General features: G+C 61.0%; 21 protein-coding genes. 3 read left to right on the top strand and 18 right to left on the bottom strand.

Annotated features, from left to right (window positions below):
- Positions 1–13: 13 nt before the first annotated feature.
- The 9 genes from GF111_RS15740 to GF111_RS15700 all read right to left on the bottom strand — a co-directional run bounded on the left by GF111_RS15740 (position 14) and on the right by GF111_RS15700 (position 7176).
- Entirely contained in the window at positions 14–1228 is a 1215-nt protein-coding gene (locus tag GF111_RS15740) for a lactonase family protein (RefSeq protein WP_038879663.1), read from the bottom strand.
- Positions 1229–1640: 412 nt separating this feature from the next.
- Positions 1641–2381, bottom strand: a complete 741-nt coding sequence (locus GF111_RS15735) for a KDGP aldolase family protein (RefSeq protein WP_033648993.1) — start codon at positions 2379–2381, stop codon at positions 1641–1643.
- Complete coding sequence (locus GF111_RS15730; protein WP_147191784.1) at positions 2378–3496, bottom strand: DgaE family pyridoxal phosphate-dependent ammonia lyase; 1119 nt, start codon at positions 3494–3496, stop codon at positions 2378–2380. The genes GF111_RS15735 and GF111_RS15730 overlap by 4 nt, the downstream gene beginning before the upstream one ends.
- A complete protein-coding gene (locus tag GF111_RS15725) occupies positions 3480–4619 on the bottom strand; it encodes an amidohydrolase/deacetylase family metallohydrolase (protein WP_055316837.1) in 1140 nt (379 codons plus the stop codon). Before GF111_RS15725 ends, GF111_RS15730 begins: the two co-directional genes overlap by 17 nt.
- 63 nt (positions 4620–4682) lie before the next feature.
- Positions 4683–5333 (bottom strand): DUF4310 family protein, encoded by a 651-nt coding sequence (locus tag GF111_RS15720; RefSeq protein ID WP_004937013.1) that lies wholly within the window; start codon positions 5331–5333, stop codon positions 4683–4685.
- Positions 5334–5344: 11 nt separating this feature from the next.
- The gene (locus GF111_RS15715) at positions 5345–6121 is read right to left on the bottom strand and encodes a DUF4311 domain-containing protein (RefSeq protein ID WP_004937006.1); all 777 of its coding nucleotides are present in this window, start codon (positions 6119–6121) and stop codon (positions 5345–5347) included.
- Positions 6122–6151: 30 nt separating this feature from the next.
- Positions 6152–6448 carry a DUF4312 family protein gene (locus GF111_RS15710; protein ID WP_047729783.1) on the bottom strand — a complete coding sequence of 99 codons (297 nt, stop codon included), beginning with the start codon at positions 6446–6448 and terminating at the stop codon, positions 6152–6154.
- Entirely contained in the window at positions 6448–6813 is a 366-nt protein-coding gene (locus GF111_RS15705) for a glycine-rich SFCGS family protein (RefSeq protein WP_019453148.1), read from the bottom strand. The genes GF111_RS15710 and GF111_RS15705 overlap by 1 nt, the downstream gene beginning before the upstream one ends.
- Positions 6814–6849: 36 nt before the next feature.
- The gene (locus tag GF111_RS15700) at positions 6850–7176 is read right to left on the bottom strand and encodes a glycine dehydrogenase (RefSeq protein WP_369803947.1); all 327 of its coding nucleotides are present in this window, start codon (positions 7174–7176) and stop codon (positions 6850–6852) included.
- 444 nt (positions 7177–7620) lie between these two features.
- Between GF111_RS15700 and rnk the strand changes: the two genes are divergently transcribed.
- Positions 7621–8031 carry a nucleoside diphosphate kinase regulator gene (gene rnk / locus GF111_RS15695; RefSeq protein WP_147191802.1) on the top strand — a complete coding sequence of 137 codons (411 nt, stop codon included), beginning with the start codon at positions 7621–7623 and terminating at the stop codon, positions 8029–8031.
- Between the two features lie 37 nt (positions 8032–8068).
- Here rnk and GF111_RS15690 read toward each other — a convergent pair whose 3' ends face one another.
- The 3 genes from GF111_RS15690 to GF111_RS15680 are packed head-to-tail and all read right to left on the bottom strand — an operon-like array spanning position 8069 to position 11182.
- The gene (locus GF111_RS15690; protein ID WP_047729781.1) at positions 8069–8857 is read right to left on the bottom strand and encodes a sulfite exporter TauE/SafE family protein; all 789 of its coding nucleotides are present in this window, start codon (positions 8855–8857) and stop codon (positions 8069–8071) included.
- On the bottom strand, positions 8850–9731 hold the full coding sequence (locus GF111_RS15685) for a formyltransferase family protein (RefSeq protein WP_047729780.1): 882 nt from the start codon (positions 9729–9731) through the stop codon (positions 8850–8852). The genes GF111_RS15690 and GF111_RS15685 overlap by 8 nt, the downstream gene beginning before the upstream one ends.
- On the bottom strand, positions 9728–11182 hold the full coding sequence (locus tag GF111_RS15680; RefSeq protein WP_148940189.1) for an FAD/NAD(P)-binding protein: 1455 nt from the start codon (positions 11180–11182) through the stop codon (positions 9728–9730). Before GF111_RS15680 ends, GF111_RS15685 begins: the two co-directional genes overlap by 4 nt.
- A 283-nt stretch (positions 11183–11465) precedes the next feature.
- Between GF111_RS15680 and GF111_RS15675 the strand changes: the two genes are divergently transcribed.
- Positions 11466–12248: a helix-turn-helix domain-containing protein gene (locus tag GF111_RS15675; protein ID WP_147191475.1), complete on the top strand. Its 783-nt coding sequence runs from the start codon at positions 11466–11468 to the stop codon at positions 12246–12248.
- 4 nt (positions 12249–12252) lie between these two features.
- Here GF111_RS15675 and cybC read toward each other — a convergent pair whose 3' ends face one another.
- Together cybC and pmbA are read right to left on the bottom strand one after the other, a co-directional pair.
- Entirely contained in the window at positions 12253–12639 is a 387-nt protein-coding gene (gene cybC / locus GF111_RS15670; RefSeq protein ID WP_055316841.1) for a cytochrome b562, read from the bottom strand.
- A 138-nt stretch (positions 12640–12777) separates the two neighbouring features.
- On the bottom strand, positions 12778–14118 hold the full coding sequence (gene pmbA, locus GF111_RS15665) for a metalloprotease PmbA (protein WP_055312541.1): 1341 nt from the start codon (positions 14116–14118) through the stop codon (positions 12778–12780).
- A 179-nt stretch (positions 14119–14297) separates the two neighbouring features.
- Between pmbA and yjgA the strand changes: the two genes are divergently transcribed.
- The gene (gene yjgA, locus GF111_RS15660) at positions 14298–14846 is read left to right on the top strand and encodes a ribosome biogenesis factor YjgA (protein ID WP_004936968.1); all 549 of its coding nucleotides are present in this window, start codon (positions 14298–14300) and stop codon (positions 14844–14846) included.
- A gap of 30 nt (positions 14847–14876) precedes the next feature.
- On the opposite strand, the gene GF111_RS15655 is transcribed toward yjgA, so the two are convergent.
- The 4 genes from GF111_RS15655 to aaeA all read right to left on the bottom strand — a co-directional run bounded on the left by GF111_RS15655 (position 14877) and on the right by aaeA (position 18831).
- Positions 14877–15176 (bottom strand): barstar family protein, encoded by a 300-nt coding sequence (locus tag GF111_RS15655; RefSeq protein WP_047730838.1) that lies wholly within the window; start codon positions 15174–15176, stop codon positions 14877–14879.
- Between the two features lie 5 nt (positions 15177–15181).
- Positions 15182–15649, bottom strand: coding sequence for a ribonuclease (locus tag GF111_RS15650; RefSeq protein ID WP_047729775.1), 468 nt, complete (start codon positions 15647–15649; stop codon positions 15182–15184).
- A gap of 279 nt (positions 15650–15928) precedes the next feature.
- Positions 15929–17896 (bottom strand): p-hydroxybenzoic acid efflux pump subunit AaeB, encoded by a 1968-nt coding sequence (gene aaeB, locus GF111_RS15645; RefSeq protein WP_047729774.1) that lies wholly within the window; start codon positions 17894–17896, stop codon positions 15929–15931.
- Positions 17896–18831, bottom strand: coding sequence for a p-hydroxybenzoic acid efflux pump subunit AaeA (aaeA, locus tag GF111_RS15640; protein WP_038879699.1), 936 nt, complete (start codon positions 18829–18831; stop codon positions 17896–17898). The genes aaeB and aaeA overlap by 1 nt, the downstream gene beginning before the upstream one ends.
- Between the last annotated feature and the right edge of the window lie 4 nt (positions 18832–18835).

Raw genomic sequence — 18835 nt, 5'->3', positions numbered from 1 at the left:
GGCGGGCCACGGGTTACTTCGGCGGCGGCAGGAACGCCATTTGCGAGGGGCTGCCGATCGGCAGATAGCCGCCCACAAAGCTGAGTTTGCCGTCCGTCGGGTTTACGCTGAAGCGGGTAACGTTATCGCTGCGCTGGTTCAACGCATACAGATAGCGGCCATCCGGGCTCAGCGCCAGCGAACGCGGGTAATCGCCACGCGTCCAGGTTTCAGCCACCGGCCTCAACTCACCGCCGGCGCCCACGCTGAACTGGGCAATGCTGTTGTGCAGCCGGTTGGCGACGTACAGCGTGTCGCCGTTCTTACTGAGCGCCAGCCCCGAAGCGAAGCTGGTGCCCTGATACTCGGCGGGCAGCGCGGAAACCGCATGCAGTTGTTTCAGAGTACCTTTTTGGCGATCAAAACGGTAGCTGGTCAACGTCGAGGCCTCTTCGTTCACCAGCAGCACGGTTTCGCCGTCCGGATGGAACACAAAGTGACGCGGCCCCGCGCCGGCGGAAGAGGCGGCGATCCACGGCGGATCGTTCGGCGTCAGCCGGCCGCTCGCGGCGTCAAAGCGCCATTGGTAGATGCGATCCAACCCCAGATCGGTGGAGAACGCGAACTTACCGCTCGGATCGCTGGCGATCATATGGGCATGCGGACCATTGTGATCGCTGATGGCGAAGCTGCCGTTCACCGCCGCCGCCGGTTTGGCCGCGCCCGCCGGGCCCTGCTGTTGCTGCACCGAGCTGGCGGCGCCCAGGCTGCCGTCCGCTTCGATCGGGAAAGCCGCCACGCTGCCGCTGACGTAGTTGGCCACCAGCAGATACCGCCCGTCCGGCGTCGATGAGAGATACACCGGCCCCGCCCCCTGCGAATCCACCTGGTTGAGCTGCGTCAGGCCGCCGTCGGCCGGATTGACCCGATAAGCGGTGATGCCGCCGTGTTTGCCGCCGTTGAAATCGGCCACTTCGCTGGCGACATACAGCGTCTTGCCATCGGCGCCCAGCGTCAACTGCGCCGGATTCGGCACTTTGCTGACCAGCGTAGTGTGGCTCAGCGCGCCGCTGGCCGGATCGACCTGCACCCGGTAAACGCCTTCGCCGTTGGGATTGTAGGTGCCGATATAGGCGAAATGAGATGACGTGGAATTCATTGCATCCTCAGCATGCAGCGCCGGGCCGGTCACGGCCAGCAGCGCCAGGAACAACGCGGTGCGTCGGGTTGGGGCCTGCCAGTTTCGCATAGTAATCCTCAGTATATATCCGTCATCTTTCAAGCCGCAGCGTTGTTGGCTGCCCGCACTCACCCCAGTCACTTACTTAAGTAAGCTCCTGGGGCTCCTGCGCTTGCCGCCTAGCTGCAACTTGAAAGCTATAGGCTATAGGTAACGGCGGCGCGGCATGCCGCGCCAGGGGAAAACCTTCGCCTCCCAGCGTTATCCCCGTCATACTTGAAGTTGCTTCTGTGTTGGCTGCGCAGTGACTCGGCCCATCCATGGGCCTCACCCCTTCGGGGCCGCTGCAAGCAGCGTTTAAATCTGCTCCCGGCAGATTTTTCACCCCAGTCACTTACCTAAGTAAGCTCCTGGGGACTCATGCTCTTGCCGCCGGGAAGCAACTCCAATTATTTAGGGCATACCTCATCCCATTGTGCGTTCAGCCCACCAGCTTTTTGGTCATCGCCAGCAGGGTTTTCACGTCCTGCGGACGCGTGTCGCCGCTGGCGGCGTCGATGATCGAGCTGTAGATATGCGGGATCACGCGTTTCACGCCGGCCGCCAGTGCAATCTCGACGATCGGCTCGTAGTTCTCCAGATCGATGCCGCCGGTCGGCTCCAGCATAAAGTCATGCTCGGCGCAGGCCTTGGCTACGTACTGGTATTCGTCCTTGCACTTCAGGCCGCCCATCGGGAAATACTTGATGGAGCTGCCGCCCATGTCCTTCAGCAAGGCGATGGCGGTTTCCACCGGCACAATGCCGTCCGGCGCTGCGGCGCTCAATGGGCCGGTAGAGATCTTCACCCAGCCGACGCGGCCGGTCGGCGACACCAGGCCGTTGACCACGCTGTCGTTCTGGCCCAGCAGCGCGCGGCTGGCGCCGACGCCGGTAAACACCTGGTTAACGTGCTGCGGCTGCACCTGCTGAGCGATCAGGCTGACCATCGCCGACTGCTTCGGATCGCCGGCGCCCAGGCCGACCGAGAGCGCGTTTTCAATCAGGCGCGCATAGCGCAGCATATCGGTCACCGCGCTGTCGACGTCCGGGTAGTTCTTGGAGAGCACGCCCACCAACACATGGCCTTCCGCCGCGGCGTAGATGTCCTGCGCGTTGGCTTTGGAGCCGGCCAGCACGTTCAGGCAGACGCGGTCGCGATAGTAGTTAGGCTGCAGCTTCATGCTTGTTTCTCCGTAAACAGGTTTTTGATACAGGTAAAGACGGTCATCAACTGCTGCTCGTCAACGCTGCGCACGTCGACCTCAATCTTGCCCTCGTTGGCCTTGTAACCGCGGAAGTAGATGGCGATGTCGCCGGTTTTCAGCGCCTGGACGATGTCATAGGTCGACCGCCCCAGCACCGCCTCGTCGAAGGCGATCTCGGCGCGGGCGATATCGCGGCCGGCGCTGTCCCAGACGGTCTTGGCGCTGACGCCGGTCAGGGTGTTGAGGCCGTCGAGGAACGGTGTCATCCGCTCCACCATCTGTTGCCCGGTGGTTTTCTCAAGCGTCAGATAGCTTTCAATCGCCTGCGTCAGGCCGAGGATGCCCTCTTTGCCGACCTTCATCGCCCGGCCGATGCCGCCGGACTGCAGCTTTACCCACTCGACGTACTGTTTCTTGCCGATAACCAGGCCGCTGGTAGGCCCTTCGATGGCTTTGGCGCCGCTGTAGATCACCAGATCGGCCCCCATCTGGTAGTAACACATCAGATCTTCTTCCGCCGCGGCGTCGACGATCAGCGGCAGGTTATGCTTGCGCGCCACCACCGCCGCCTGTTCGACGGACAAAATGCTTTTCTGCACGCAGTGGTGCGATTTGACGTACAGGATCGCCGCCGTCTGCGGCGTGATGCAGGCTTCAATCTGCTCCGGCGAACATTCGTTGGCGTAGCCCGCCTCCACCACCTTGCCGCCGCCCAGCGCCACCATGGTGTCCACCGGCGCGCCGAAGTTGACGTTGTGACCGCGCGGCAACACGATCTCGCGCGGCACGGCGATCGGCGCCGAGTGCAGGTTCACCAGCAGATTGGCGTTATCTTTGACGATCGCTGCCGCCACCGACTGGGCGATGCCCGCCGAGGCGCAGGAAACGATCACCGCGTCCTCCACGTTGAGCAGATCGGCGATGTAGGCGCCGGTCTTGTTGACCAGATCCTTGATTTCGAAATAGTGATTCAGGCCGTAGTCAACGGCGTCGATCACGTCCTGGCGCGGCGTGGAAACGCCAAGAATGGTCATGCGGCCGGAGGTGTTGATCACCTGCTTCAAACCGTATTTTTCATAAATCGAAGACATGGGCTGCCTCCCCTTGTTCGGTTAATAGGATTTCCCCGGCCACCACCGCGGCCAGCGGCACCAACAGCTGTTCGCCCTCGGCGGTTTGCCCTTCGGCGTCGGCGAACACCTGTGGTTCGCGGCGCAGTTCAAACAGCGTGAAATCGGCGTCATAGCCCGGCTCCAACCGCCCTTTGCCGCTCAGCTGCAGCGCCGACGCGGCGTTCTCCGTCACGCAGGCGATCACCTGCGGCAGCGTCAGGCCGACGCTGAAAAATTTGGACATCACCGTCGCCAGGCTGTGCACCGGCCCGTTCATGCGGTTGCGGCAGTAAATATCGGAGCTGATGGTATGCGGCAAAATGCCCAGCTTGATCGCCTGGCGCGCCACCTCGAAGCTGAAGCTGGCGGTGCCGTGCCCTACGTCGAGCAACACGCCGCGCCGCAGCGCGCGCTGGATCGACTCGCGCAGCGTGCCCGCCGGCGTCAGAATGCGGTTCGGTTTACCGTTGTAGCAGTGGGTGATGATGTCGCCACGGGTCAGCAGATCGGCGATCTCGTCCAGATTCGGCGGGTTGTTGCCGATATGCACCATCAGCGGCAGCTGGCGGTTTTCCCGCTGGATCTCTTTGGCCAACACCAGCGGCCGGGTGCCGTTCTTGCCCACCACGCTGCTGCTCATGCGCGCCTTGATGCCGATGATAAAACCGGGATGGTTGGCGATGGCCTGGCCGGCCTCGTGCTTGTCGATGTCCGTCAACTCCGCCAGCTCGTTCTGCCGCAGCAGGCCGATGCGCGAGATGTTGAGGAAGGCGAAAACGTTGGTTTTGGCGCTGCGCGTCAGCTGATAAAAGGCGTCGATATCGTCGGCGCCGGTGCTGCCGGCATCGACCACGCTGGTAACGCCGCTGGCGACGCCAACCCGATCCGGCTCGTCATGGTAAATCGGCGAGTCGGGATAGCAGTGCACGTGCGCATCGATCCAACCGGCGCTCAGGCGGCAGTTGCCCGCCAGATCCAGTTGGCGAACGGCGCTGACGTCCGCCGCCAACCGCCCGACCGAGGCTATTTTGCCGTCTTTCACCGCCAGATCGATCAGCGTGTCGTCCGCCAGTCTGGCGCCTCTGATTACTAAGTCATACATACCGCATTGCTCCTGTTAGCCCGGGCGCCGCCGCAGCATCGGGCGGCGCCTGGCGCAGGCCTCTTAAGAAATGGCTACCGGGAAGATCGCCCCCAGGATCATCGCGCCGAGGATCGCTCCGCCGGTGATCGGTTTACCCCAGATATAGAACAGCAGCGCGCCGAGCAGCGAACCGATGCCGATCGGGATCGAGGCGGTCATCGCCGACAGGATGATCAACGGCCCGAGGAAGCGGCCCGACGAGTTGCCCGCGCCCATCATCACGTCCGCCCCGTAGGTGGAGTTGCTCTGATTGATGGTGAATTTGCGCGCCAGGATGATCACGTAACCGATCGCCAGGCCGATGATCAGGCCGGTGGCCAGCGAAGCGGCGAAGTTGGCGACCGGGAACACGATGCCGGCCCCCAGCAGCAACGCCGGTACGCCCAGCCCGACGCCGGTCTGGATCGCGCCACCGATGTCCAGGATACCCACCAGCGAGCCTTCGATGATGCGCGCGAACAGGAAGCTGGCGCCGAACGCCGCCACCGCGCCATACACGCCGGTATCCATCCCCGCCCGCAGCATGGAAACGAACGCCACTTCGTTAAAGGCGCCGATGCCGTACAGGTAGTACATGTGCGTCCCGGCGAACACGCCGGAGGACAGCAGGCCAACAAAAATCGGGAATGACCAGTCGGCGTACCAGAAGCCTTTTTGGGTTTGCTCTTCCATCATCCCGCTCCTTATTTACCGCTCAGGGTGTTGTGAATGGCGTCCAGCCAGCCCGGCACGCCGAGGCTGAAGGACTCGAGAACTTTCATGTCGAAGCCGCGGAAGAAGCCGCTCAGCACGAACAGCAGCACGATCACCGCCATCATGATCTTGGTGATCTTGTTCCAGCCACTCTCTTCCACGCCTTTGCCGATCAGAATGCCCAGCACCAGGCCCGGTACGGCGTTGCCCATGATCAGCTGCGCCAGGCCGCCGAAGATGGTGCCCCAGAAGCCGGAACGGCGCCCGGCGTCGATCGCCGCCAGCCAGAAGATCACCGGCATCACGGTGTTCACCAGCAGGTTGGCCGCCGGCACCAGCACCTTGATCGCGGTGACCTGCAGCGCGGCAGGCACGGCGGAAGCGGTGGTGTTGAGGAACGCCACCACCAGCATGCCGATGATGCCGCAGGCAATAGCCATTTTTTTCGGATCGTGCAGCGTTTGCGCCAGATTGCGGTTCTTGACCATCAGGGCCGCCGCGCCCCAGTGCGGGATGATGCGGTGGTCGACGTCCTGCGTGAAGGAACCCGCCGCCACGGAAGACGCCCAGGCGTTGAAGAAGAAGCCCAGACCGAATGAGAAGTGGGAAGCCGGATCGCCCTCGCAGGAATTCAGCTCGCCCAGGGTGCGAAACGCCCCCATGCCCTGTGTTGTCGGTGCGTGGAACATGCGCGCGGCGCCGGCCCCTACGCCGACCCCCACCAGCCCACCGATAATAATCGATTTAAATAAGATGATTAAAAACATCAGTATACCCTTTCATTTATGCTAACGTTTTTATTTCGTGACGAAGACAACCTTCTCGGTATTGATAATGGTTACGTTCACGGTTATTTCCAGAGAAACGGCATAGCGCTTTCTTTCACGCGGCAAAAAGAAGAAAAGAAATTTCTCTTTAGTTATTTTCTCTTCCGCTTTCACTACGCTGACGTCCTGCGGCTCGATACGCAGCAGAATATTGTTGGTGGACTTTAATACCGCGCCCTGCACATTAGCCAAGGCGGAAGCAAAAGCTTTCGCTTTGCTGTCGCCTTTACCCTCCACCTTTACCGATGTGGTATATTGCTCTTTCATTATGGATTGCCATGTTTTTTGACGTAGGCTTCCACCAGTTTCTGGCCCAGCTCTTCTTTATCCATAAAGCCGAAGCCCAGCACGTTGTAGCCTTCGTTAATTGCCGTCACGCCCTCTTCCACCGAACGCATGCCATATTTAGCCTTGTAGCCGTGTTTGGTTTGCGCGGTAATCGCGCCGGCGCCGCCGCTGCCGCAAAAAGAGATGCCCAGCTGCGCGTTTTCCGCTTTCATGACGTCGCCCAGCTTCATGTCCGCCGCGACGCCGGGGATGACCACCGCTTTTCCGCCTGCACTTTCAACGCCTTGGCCAACTTTTTGCCCTTTGCCCAGGCGATCGCCGATCACTACGGTAATTTGACCCATGGTATATTCTCCTGATTGAAATCGATGCGTTAACCGCTATGCGTTATTATCTTTCGCCACTTCGAAGTGCACTGACAGCAAATAGGCTTCTTCGATAGGCAATGTGCCAAACTGATTCACCACGCGCTCCGCCATTTGCATGGATTCGGCAGAGATTTCGTCGAACAACGATTTATCCACCTCCGGCAACGGCTCACCGGTTATTGAACGCAGCACCATGGCGCGAATATGCGATTCCAGCATCTGTTGCTGCACCGCATTGGTATAAATATTTTCAGCATTCAGCATTGCGGTAATATCCGCCAACACCCGAGCAGCGATCGCTCCGGCTTCGCTGACATCGGATTGTTCAATTTCTTTTATCGAAGCAGATCCATCATTCACTTTTCAGTACCCCTAGATCCTACATTAATCAGTAAGCCGTAAAGCGCATCACCTGAATAACCCGCTTTCTGTGATGTCTTTACCCTACCCCCGGTAGGATTTTCTGTGTAGACCGGTTTTTTCCAGTTCGAAGTGGAAATCGAATGACGCGCGGGGATCCATTTCGCAAAACGGCGCGGCGGTGAAAAAGTCAATGAGATAACAAATAGATAACCGGGCTAACCGTTTCTTTTGCCACGATTGACGATAAAAGCCTTCGTGATCGGGATCTCTTTCTTTTCTCGCCCCAACCGCCTACTATCAATAGGACAAATCGACATTACCCACACCCCCGCTCCTCTGGCGCGGGGGTGTTGCTTTGTGTTGTTTTTCCGAATTTATGGGTGCACAGACTGGCACCCTTTGATTTGACTGGAGAGTGGAATGACCAAACCCATCATTACTATTAATGAGCTGGATGCGGAACGCCTGGATGCGCTATTGGAACAACCGGCCTTTGCCAACACCGACGTCGCCGCCGCGCTGAACGACGAGTTGGATCGCGCGGAAATCCTGCCGCCGGAGAAAATGCCGGCCAACGTGGTGACCATGAACAGCCGCGTGCGTTTTCGCGATCTGCACACCGATGAAGAGCACGTGCGCACGCTGGTTTACCCGGCATCGCTGAAAGACAGCCACGATCAGCTGTCAGTGATGGCGCCGCTGGGCGCAGCGCTGCTCGGCATGCACGTCGGCAAGCAGATCTCCTGGCAATTGCCGAACGGTGAAAAAGCGCGGATTGAAGTGCTGGAATTGCTGTACCAGCCGGAAGCGGCGGGCGAATACCACCGTTAAGCGGTTCTCAGGGCGGCATCCGGCCGCCCTTTCTGTTTCAGAGGCAGATAGCGATTAGCACGGCGATCAGCAGCAGCACGTAGATTTTGGCATGCAGCGCATCGCTCACCTTAGGCAAACAGCGCCTGGCAAACACGATCCCCGCAATCCCCGCGACCACCAGCAACCCCAGAATGTTGAGATTGACGTAGCCCAGATACTGCGGCCCGCTCATCTCGTGCCACCCCAACACGATATACATCAGCGCCCCGATCACCGCCACCGGGATCGACAGCGGGTTGGCGGCGCTGACGCAATACTTCATGTCGTAACCATGGCGGCGCAGCAGCGGCACGGTCATCACGCTGCCGCCCACCCCCAGCAGGGTGGCGATGCCGCCGATCAGCGGCCCGCCGCCCCACAGCGTGACGGTGGACAGTTCGGCGCGCGCCGGTTTGATCAAAAAACCCCGGCGGAACAGGCAGTCGGCGATGGTCACTGCCATATAGACCACAAACAGCCCGCGGATCACGCCGTCCGCCAGCAGCGAAGAGGCGAACGCGCCCAGCGCCGCGCCGATGCCGATGAAAAAGATCAGCGGCACGATGGTTTCACGCAGCAGGTTGCCGCTGCGCCAGTTGGTCAGCGTGGCGTAACTCGCGTTGAGGATCATCACCGCCGTCGAGGTCGCCACCGCGATATGCATCGCCTGGCCGGGCTGCTCGCCCGAGGCGGAGATCAAGTGATAGACGAAAGGCACCACCACAAAGCCGCCGCCGAAGCCGAACAGAATGGTGGTGATGCCGGTCAGAAAACCGGCACCCAGTACAATCAAGGTTTCAATCATGGCCGTGCGCCCGCACGAAGTCGTCGAACCCGGCGCAGAACTGCCCCGCCAACGGGTGGAAACGATCGCCGACGAACAACCCCAGATACTGCTCGCGCACGGCGTCATGGTCCACCAGCTCAATGCCCGCCTGTTCTGCCTGCGCCAGCGTCTGCGCGTCCGGGAAACCCCAGTAGCGTGAATCGCCCTGCTTTTCCGCCGCTATCGCTTCGCTATGCTCCGCCCGCATCAGCTGACGCGCCAGGAAAGTGCCGCTCTGCACGCCCAACAGCATCATGTTTTCCAGGAACGACAGATCGTGACGCAGCTCGGCGGGCAGGCGGGCGATCACCGGGCCGGCGTCCCAGTGTTCATCCATTTCATGCAGCGTTACCGCACAGTCCCTGTCACCGTTCATCATCGCGCGGAACAGCGTCATCACCCCGCGATAGCGCGGCAAATCCCCCGGATGCAGGTTCCAGAGCAGCTTGCCGCGTCGGCTGAAGGCACGCACATAGTCGGCGGAGAATTTCTGATAACAGCGCAGGGAGATCACCCCATCCATATGCCCCAGGCTGCTGATAAACGCGGTGTCGTTGATGTCGAGAACGCGATGCGCTTTGACCCCGGCGGCGGCCAGGAACAGCGCCGGCGGCTGATAGGCGCCCTCGCAGGCGGCGGCGTTGCGGCCCACGAACGGGAACACGAAATCGTTCAGCACTTCGCGCTCATACAGCCCCAGGCGGCGAACCGCCGGCTCCTGCGTGCGCCCGGCGCTTTTCGCCAGGGGAAAATACACCGTAAAGGCACACTCGCCTTTCAGGGCGGCGATCAGATCCTGGCACACCAGCCAGGAGAAAATGTCGTTGCCGACAAAGAGCGCTACGTTTTTCATACTTCAGCCTTCTTTGCGTTGAAAATAGGGTTGTTGAATACGATCTTGCTGATATCCCGCGTGATGGATTCCATCGCCGAGGTGTAAAACAGGTCGCCCTTGGCGGGCGCGCCGAGCGAGTAGAGATGCTGCTCGCGGCCGCGCCGGTCGGCGATTTTCAGCGTGTGCGGGTTGCACTTCACGCCGCCGAACAGGTTCTCTTGCACCAGCCCGTCTTGCAGCAGCTGATGGCTCAGGCGGTTGGGCGGCAGTTGATAGGAAGGCGTGGTGCAGTTGAACAGATACTGCGCGTGCACCCGCGTCTCATGGCAACGGAGGGTAAACCCGTCCGCTCCCTTGCTGATATCCGCCAGGCCACCGCAGGCGCGCAGGCGTTGGCTCTCCAGCGCCGCCACGATCTTGTTGGCGTTCTTGATCGGCATGGCGTGCCGATTGCGCATCCAGGAGGAGTTGTAAAAGCGCATGAAGACCTGCCGGTTGTTGGCATCCATCTTGACCCAGGCGGCGCACACCGCCGGGTGGATCGCCGCCAGATAGCTGCAAATATGCTCCCGGGCAAAACGCGCGCGATTGAGGCTGTCTGACAGATCGCGGTAACAATCGCGCCTTTCCCCCAGCACCGAGAGCACCGTCAACCGTTCCGGCCCCGGATAGTGGCGCGCCAGCGCGGCATTGATCGCATGCACCAGCTGATGCGCATCAATGAAATCGCTGCCGGCGACAAAGCGCCGCACCCCCTCCACAAACGCCTCCGGCGGCGGACGCATCAGCGCCGGCTGCACGCTGGGGAACAGGCCCGAGCGCGATAAAGCGCAGATGTCGGTCGCCCCCAGGCTCTCCATCAGCTCTACGATGGCGTCAATCGCCGTCAGGCTGCAGCCGATCACGCCGATAGTCGAATAAGGGTTGATCGGCGGCAGATCCTGGTGGGCCTGATAGGCGATCACCCCGTCCACCGGATAGAGACATTCCGGCGGGTTGTGCCCTGAGCACAGCACCAGCGCGTTCATCTGCTCGGCGCCGCCGCAGGCGGTGGTCAGCCGATAGCCGGCTTCGTGCGGCGCGATGGCATTCACTTCGGCGGTCACGAAATTCAGCGTCACGTTACTGTCCGCCGCCATATAAATCGTCATGTCGCGAATAAAATCGAGATATTCCCGATACAGCCAGCGCGGCGGATAACGATCCTGGCAAAACTGCGGGAAATGCATGGCAATCCAATCAACAAAGTGCGCATCGTCGAAAATATCCGCCGACATGTTTTCCGGCGTCATATTTAATATATGGCTGTCAAAATCGCTGCTGTATGCCATACCGCCCTTGAAGCCCTGCTTGTCGAAAACCTTCAGAGATAGCGGTCTTTTGCAATGATTAACCGACTTATTTTTTATAAAGTTATACGCAAAAGAGATCCCGGCGGCTCCGCCGCCAATCACACCGAACTTATACATGAAATATCACCTTATAGTCATTGAACTGCGCTAAGAACTATTGCTTCAGGTGTTGGAATAAAATGACGCTTTATTCCTTATTAACTTCTTGTATTGCGAGAACGAGAACGTTCGTCCCACCCCGGTGTGAAAACTTGCACGGGTTACCTGGCCGATAAAATAGCGGCGCCCCGAGCAAGCGTTATTTTTCTGCCCCGATAGTAGGGCGACGGCCGTTGGCTTGCTTTATATGAAGGGCCAACTATCATTGCGTTTCGGCCAATCTGCCCGCCAAAGAGGACACATGCGCAATGTCCGCATTGATGACATCGACCACGTAACGCGCGCGGTGATCGCCATCGGCACCGACTACCCGCCGGGGCATCTGCTGCCGATGCACAGCCACCGGCGCGCGCAGTTGCTGTACGGCGCCACCGGCGTCATGCACGTTTTCACCCAGCAAGGCAATTGGGTCGTCCCGCCGCAGCATGCAGTGTGGCTGCCGCCGCAGATGCCGCACGCGGTGAGGATGGTCGGCGTCACCACCCGCAGCCTGTACCTCGAACCCGGCGCGTTGCCCGCAGAACGGCCGCAGGTCTGCCAGGTGGTCAGCGTCACCCCGCTGATGCGCCAGCTGTTGATGGCGGCGGTGGATATGCCGCTGGAGTATGAGCAAGACGGGCGCGACGGAGCGCTGGCAACGCTGCTGCTGCATGAGCTGGCCCGGCTGCAACCCTTGCCGTTGCACATCCCGCTGCCCGCCGATCCTCGGCTGGGCGAGCTGTGCCACGCCTTTTTGCAGCACCCCGACGCCCACGACTCCGCGCAGCGGTGGGCGCCTCGTCTGTACATGAGCATTCGCACCTTCAGCCGCTTCTTTCGCGCGCAGACCGGCCTGCCGTTTTCGCAATGGCGCCAACGCGCCTGCGTGGTGCTGGCGCTGGCGCTGCTGGCCGAAGGGCGCAGCGTAACGCAGGTGGCGATGGAAATGGGATATGACAGCAGCGCGGCGTTTTCAACCATGTTTCGCCGCGTGCTGGGGCAGACGCCCTCCTCCTATCTGACGGAAGACGGGCGCGACGGTTGACGGGTTAGCGGAATTTCTTGTGGTTGGCGTCGCGGGTCTGTTTGAACCCCTGCGCCAGCTGCTTCGCTTCGGCGACTTTGCCCTGATTGGCCAGCGCCAGCGCCTGATCGATCTGGCCGATCAGGGTATCCAGCCCGCGGCGGAAATCTTTCATCTCCGGGCTGTCGGCGGCTTTGCTCTCCAGCTTCGGCGGAGTGCCCTGTTTGGCGTCCTGCGCGGCGGCGCGCATGTTTTGCAGGCTCTGTGTGAGGGTAGCGGCGGAATCGGTATTCAGCACCGTTTTGTAGTTTTCCGCCAGGGTGTCCATATCGTCGCCCAGATCGGCGGCGGCCGCCAGCGAACTGGCCGCCAGCAGCGTCAACGCCGCCAGCGCTTTCAGGGTATTCTGCATGTTTGCTCACCTTCCAGTTATTGTTTTAATTAACCCACCGTTACCATAGGCAAGGCCGGGCAAAACCGAAACCGGAGATTTGTAAGCAAGGTTGAGACGGGATAACGCGCAGCCGGCGGGCACCAGCCGCGCAGAGGATCATTGACCGGCGATCTTCATTTCCGGCAGCAGCACCGAACCGCACTGGATATTGCTGCGGGTTTCGATATCGCTGCCGACGCTGACGATGTTGCGCAGCATGTCTTTCAGGTTGCCGGCGATGGTGATCTCGCTGACCGGATATTGGATCTCGCCGTTTTCCACCCAGAAGCCGGCGGCGCCGCGCGAGTAATCGCCGGTAACGCCGCTGACGCCCTGGCCCATCAGCTCGGTCACCACCAGGCCGGTGCCAAGCTGTTTCAACATGCCGGCGAAGTCCGCGCCCTGCCCGGCAATGCGCCAGTTATGGATGCCGCCGGCATGGCCGGTGCTGTGCAGGCCCAGCTTGCGCGCCGAGTAGCTGGTCATCAGCCAGGTTTGCAGCACGCCGTCCTTGACGATATCGCGCCGCTGGGTGCGCACGCCCTCGCTGTCGAACGGCGTCGACGCCAGCCCTTTCAGCAGGTGCGGATGCTCCTCGACGGTCAGCCACGCCGGCAGGATCTGTTTGCCGAGCGAGTCCAGCAGGAAGGTCGACTTGCGGTAAACGCTGCTGCCGCTGATGGCGCCTACCAGATGGCCGAACAGCCCGGTGGCCACCTCGGAGGCGAACAGCACCGGCGCCTTCATGGTCGACAGTTTGCGCGGCGCGAGGCGCGCCAGCGTGCGGCGGGCGCACTCCTGCCCCACCCACTCGGGGCTTTGCAAATCGCCCATCGCACGGCCGATGGTGTAAGCGTAATCTCGCTCCATATCGCCGCCCTGCTCCGCAATGACGCAGCTGGACAGCGAGTGGCGGCTGGAACAGTAGCTTTGCAGCATGCCGTGGCTGTTGCCGAACACCTTGATGCCGTAGTGGCTGTTGAAGCTGCCGCCTTCGGTGTTGGTGATGCGCTTGTCCGCCGCCAGCGAAGCCTGCTCGGCGCGCGCCGCCAGCTCGATGCCGCGATCGGCGTCCAGCTCGATCGGGTGGAACAGATCGAGATCCGGCGCCTCGAACGCCAGCAGATCTTTCTCCGCCGGGCCGGCGCAGGGATCTTCAGAGGTGTAGCGCGCGATATCCAACGCCGCCTGCACGGTGCGGGCGATGGCGTCCGGGCTGAGATCGGTGGAAGAGGCGCTGCCTTTGCGCTGACGGTGATACACGGTGATGCCCAGCGCGCCATCGCTGTTGAACTCGACGTTTTCCACCTCGCCGAAGCGGGTACTGACGCTGATGCCGGTCGATTTGGTGACCGCGACTTCCGCCGCGTCGGAACCGGCGCGGGCCAGCTCCAGCGCCTGAGAGACGGCCTGTTCCAGCGCCTTGCGCTGTTCTGCAACTTGAGTGACTACTTTCATCAATCTGCCATAATTAATCAGAAAATCGTTGAGAAAAGTGCCGGAGCGGCGTAGTTGTGCACGCGGGGCGGCGCGCAAAAATCCTGAGATCTCTGCCGTTGAGTCTAACAGGAACCGCGTTGAATTTCGCATAAAGCCGGCAACCTGTTAGGATTAGCCTCTTTTTAACGGAGCCTACCATGAACAAACAGCCTGAAGACTGGCTCGACGATGTCCCGGAGAATGAAAACGAGGACGATGACGAGATTATCTGGGTCAGTAAAAGTGAGATTAAACGTGATGCCGAAGCGCTGAAAGACCTGGGGGCCGAAATGGTCGATCTGGGCAAAAACGCGCTGGACCGCATTCCGTTGGACGAAGATCTGCGTGCCGCCATCGAGCTGGCGCAAAAGATCAAGAAAGAGGGCCGCCGCCGTCAGCTGCAGCTGATCGGCAAGATGCTGCGCGCCCGCGATATCGAGCCGATCCAGACCGCGCTCGACAAGCTGAAAAACCGCCACAACCAGCAGGTTTCTCTGTTCCATAAACTGGAAGCGCTGCGCGACCGCCTGGTGGAAGAAGGCGATGACGTCATTCCGTCTATCCTGGATCTGTATCCGGCCGCCGATCGCCAACAGCTGCGTTCACTGGTGCGCAACGCGCAGAAAGAGAAGGCCGCCAACAAGCCGCCTAAGGCTTACCGCCAGATCTTCCAATACCTCCGCGAGCTGGCCGAAGCGGCCGACTAAGCGCCGCCGCCATCCCGGGATGAAGCCGTTTCATCCCCGGTGATGGGCCGGCTCGCCGCTGCTTTCGCGGATATTGAAGCGCAGGCTGCCTTCCAGCTCTTCTTCCGCCTCTTCAAACAGCAGAATGATCGCGCCGAAACGACGCTTGCTGCGGGCATTCAGGTGAGTGAACTCGATTTCCACCGGCAGGCCGATATCGCCGGTCACCACGTCCCACAGCGCGTCGAGGTTAGCGCCGAACCCCTCGTCCAGCGCAAACTTGCGCGCGAAATCGCGGTAGAAGGCCGGCACATCCTGGATCTGTTCAAAATCAAACTCTACTTTTGCCATCAAACTCACTCCACACGAATGAAGTTTTTGTAATGGTCGCGCGTGACGAAGATCAGACCGTCGCTCGAATACAGCAGGCGATCGGCGCCACGCCGGCCACACTGGTAATTGATGTCCGCTTCGCGCCAGACCCGGCCGCCGGCGCTCGGCAATTGCCCTTCACGGTTAGAGAATCGATCGCCGCCAATCGCCTTGCCCGGCAATACCGCACAGAGGTTGCCTGAACGCGGATCCCAGCCCTGCTCGCGCGCCTGCTTCTTGGTGACGTAATAGTCCGGCAGCCGCTGATGCTGCTGCAGGTAACTCACCACCGTTTGCTGCTGCGTGAGCCGATCGATGCTCTGCTGCTGCCCCGCCGGGGCCTGGACCACCGCCGGATTGCCGCCGATCGCACGGTGCTCGTTGCCGCGCAGCGCGCTGAAGACAGCGATGACCACGGCGATGACAATCGCCACCAGAATCCGCTTGTTCATGACATTCCCTGAAATTATGCCGCCGAAGGCGCCGCAGCTCCCCCAGGCTAGTTAGGTATATAGTCGACCTGGATGAAACTAAGATGACCGGCAAGTAACGTTTTCGCGGCGGCTAAGGTTTCATCCATTCATGACAATGATGCCACTTTCCAGCCGTTCTGGCACTCGGAGTCTCTCTGAAAACGGGCCGCCTCTTATGAGACGGCCGCCGTACCAGGCGCTGCTTTCAGTATAGTCAGGGAAGGCGCCGCATAACGCGGCGCAACAGGCGGGAACGCATCAATCGATCAAGGCGTGGCGATAGCGATGCAGCATGTCGGCCAGGCGTTTCACCGGCCCGGTGACGCTGAGCGGCGCCTGATTGTCCACCAGCCTCTGCTGGTACTCGTTCATTTCGCCCAGCAAGCGATCGTAGTAATAGGCGCGCTTGACGTCGTTCTTGGCGGAGACTACCCGATCGGCGGTGCTGCGGATCCGGCGGTGGAAGGCCGACAGCTCTTCGCTGGCCGGAATTTCCGCCCGCTGCATGCGCTGGTGGGCGATGATCAGGTTCAGCGCCAGACGATACTTGGCGATGTCGTTCGGGAACATCATCAGCAGCTGGTTGAGCTGTTGATACAGCGCTGGCAGGTGGTTCTGCCGACGGCGCGCCGCCTTGGTGGTCAGCGCCGACACCGCGCTGCTGACGAACTGGTTGAGCAGCGTGCGGCCGGTACGCTCGCGCGAATTGTCGCGGATCAGCAGCAGCACCATCAGCCCGACGCAGCTACCGAGGAACTGGCCGAGCGCCCCATCGAGAAACTGGGTGACGTTGAACTCCATCGGGTTGCTCAGCACCAGAATGTTGATCGTCCCCGCCAACAGCCCCAGCGAACCGAGCCGCCGCTTCTGCACCTCGATGCCGATGAAAAACGCCAGCAGACCGAGGCTGAGACACAGCAGCAAAATGCTCTGCTGCGTCGCCGGCAGGATCACCATGAAGAACAGGGAACCGACCGGGATCGCCGCCAGCATGCCCAGCACGAAATCCATCGCCACCATGCGCGGCGCCGGGGTGCGCATCGCCAGCGAGGTGATTACCGCGATGATCACCATAAAACCGCTGCCGGACGTCCAGCCGGTCCACAGCCACAGCAGGCTGCCGAACGCCGTCGCCACAAAGGTGCGCAGGCCGTTGATCATCGCGTGATGCCCTTCCGCCGAGGTCGGCTTGACCACGGTTTCATTGCTCAACACGCCCTCTTCCACCGCGCTGATGCTGCCGTTGGTGTGTACGCCCTTCGACAGCAGCAGGTAGCGCGTCGCCGCGCCGACCCAGCCGGTGAGGGTCGGCAGCGTTTCCTCGGAGCGATGCGTGGTCAGCACCTGGCGCAACAGCTTCATGCGCTTGTGGATCTCCTGCGGGTTTTCCGCCGGCACCATCAGCTGCTCCCGCAGGCTCGCTTGCAGCGCGTCCGGGTGATTCAGCAGGATCAGATAGGTTTCGCAAGCCTGGGTGATCAGCGTCAGCGACAGGGTATGCAGCGCCTTCACCCGGCGGTTGACCTTCTGCCAGCGCGAGGACTCCATCATCAGGTTGTTGCGCATGCCGTCCAGCGCCGTGGTGCTCTTCACCAGATTGCTCCAGGCGCGGTCGATGTCTTCTTTGTCGGCGTTACTGATGCACATCTGCATCAGGCGATATTGATCCACCAACAGCTGATCCACCGCTCGATCGATGTCCTGCTTGATCGAACGCGGCGAGAACAGCAGATCCGCCAATACGGCGCTGACGATCCCCAGCACGATCTCGCTGCAACGCTCGATGGCGAACTGCGGCGCTTCCAGCAGATGGGCCTCGCTGGTGGCGACCGTCACGATGATGATCAGCGCGGTATAACCGGCCAGGCCCCAGGCGTAGGAGTTCTCCACCTTGATCAGCGAAGAGAGCCAGGTGCAGAAACCGGCCCAGATACAGCACAGCAGCAGCATCACCACCGGCGCACGGGCGGTGGTGATGATAATGATCAGGCCGACGAAGCAGCCGATAAAAGTGCCGATGATGCGCAGCCAGCCGCGGTGGCGGATGGCGCCGGAGAAGGGTTCGCCGCCGGCGGCAAAGGCCGGGCCGGCGGCGACGATGGCGGCGGTCATCGCCGACCAGCGCGGGGTTTCCAGATTGAGATGAAAGCCGACGAACAGCGCAAACACAATCGCGAAGCTGAGTTTGAAGGCAAATCTCAGCCGGATAAAGGTTGGGCTGTTCATTAGCCGAACTCACGCAGCCGGTGCATCAGGCGCACAAAGGGCGAACCGCTGTCGGCATTGCGATCGTTCTTGCCGACGATCACCACGGTGGCGGTAGTGCCGGCCGGGTACGGATGCTGTTGGTCCTTGGCGTCCAGCAGGATCTTCACCGGCACACGCTGCGCCAGACGCACCCACTCCAGGTTGCTGTCGATCGAGGCCAGCCCTTTGTTGTTGACTGTGCTGCTGCTGTTGTTCACCGCCGCCGCCACGCTGTCGACGGTGCCGTGCATGATGCGGTTGCTGCCGAGCGGGGTGATCTCCGCGCGGTCGCCCTTATTCAGGCCGTTCAGCTTGGTTTCTTCCAGGTACGCCAGGATGTAGAAGGAATCTTTCTTCACCAGCGCCACCGCGACCGATCCACGGGTGATGTATTCCCCGGCGTGGACGTTGAGGTTGGTGATCCAGCCATCGGCCGGGGCGCGCACCGTGGTGCGCTCCAGATCCAGCTGCGCCAGCTCGCGCGCCGCCACGGCCTTCGCCAGCTGGTGTTGCACGGTCTGCAGCGAGTTGTTCGACTGGTCGATTTCTTCCTGCGACATCGCCTGCACGCCCAGCTTCACGCGGCGGCCGGCCTCACGCCGTTTTTCCGCCGCCAGCGCTTGATAGTAGGCGACGTCGGCGCCGGCTTCCGCCAGCGCCTGCTCATAGCGCGGCCGATCGACCACGAACAGCACCTGCCCTTTCTTCACCAGCTGGTTGTCCACCACCGGCACGTCGGTCAGCAGGCCGCTGACGTCCGGGGCGATCGCCACCACGTCGGCGGTAAACTTGGCGTCACGCGTCCACGGCGACTCGGTGTAGAACACCCAAGCCTTGAATACCGCGGCGATACCCAGCAGCACAAGAATCAAAGTGATCGCGATTCGGGTTATTTTTATCGAAAAATTTTTCACAGCG

Origin of the sequence: Serratia sp. HRI (assembly GCF_010119335.3) — a bacterium.
Taxonomy (GTDB): Bacteria; Pseudomonadota; Gammaproteobacteria; order Enterobacterales; family Enterobacteriaceae; genus Serratia; species Serratia nevei.
This window is presented reverse-complemented; position numbering and strand designations above follow the sequence as displayed.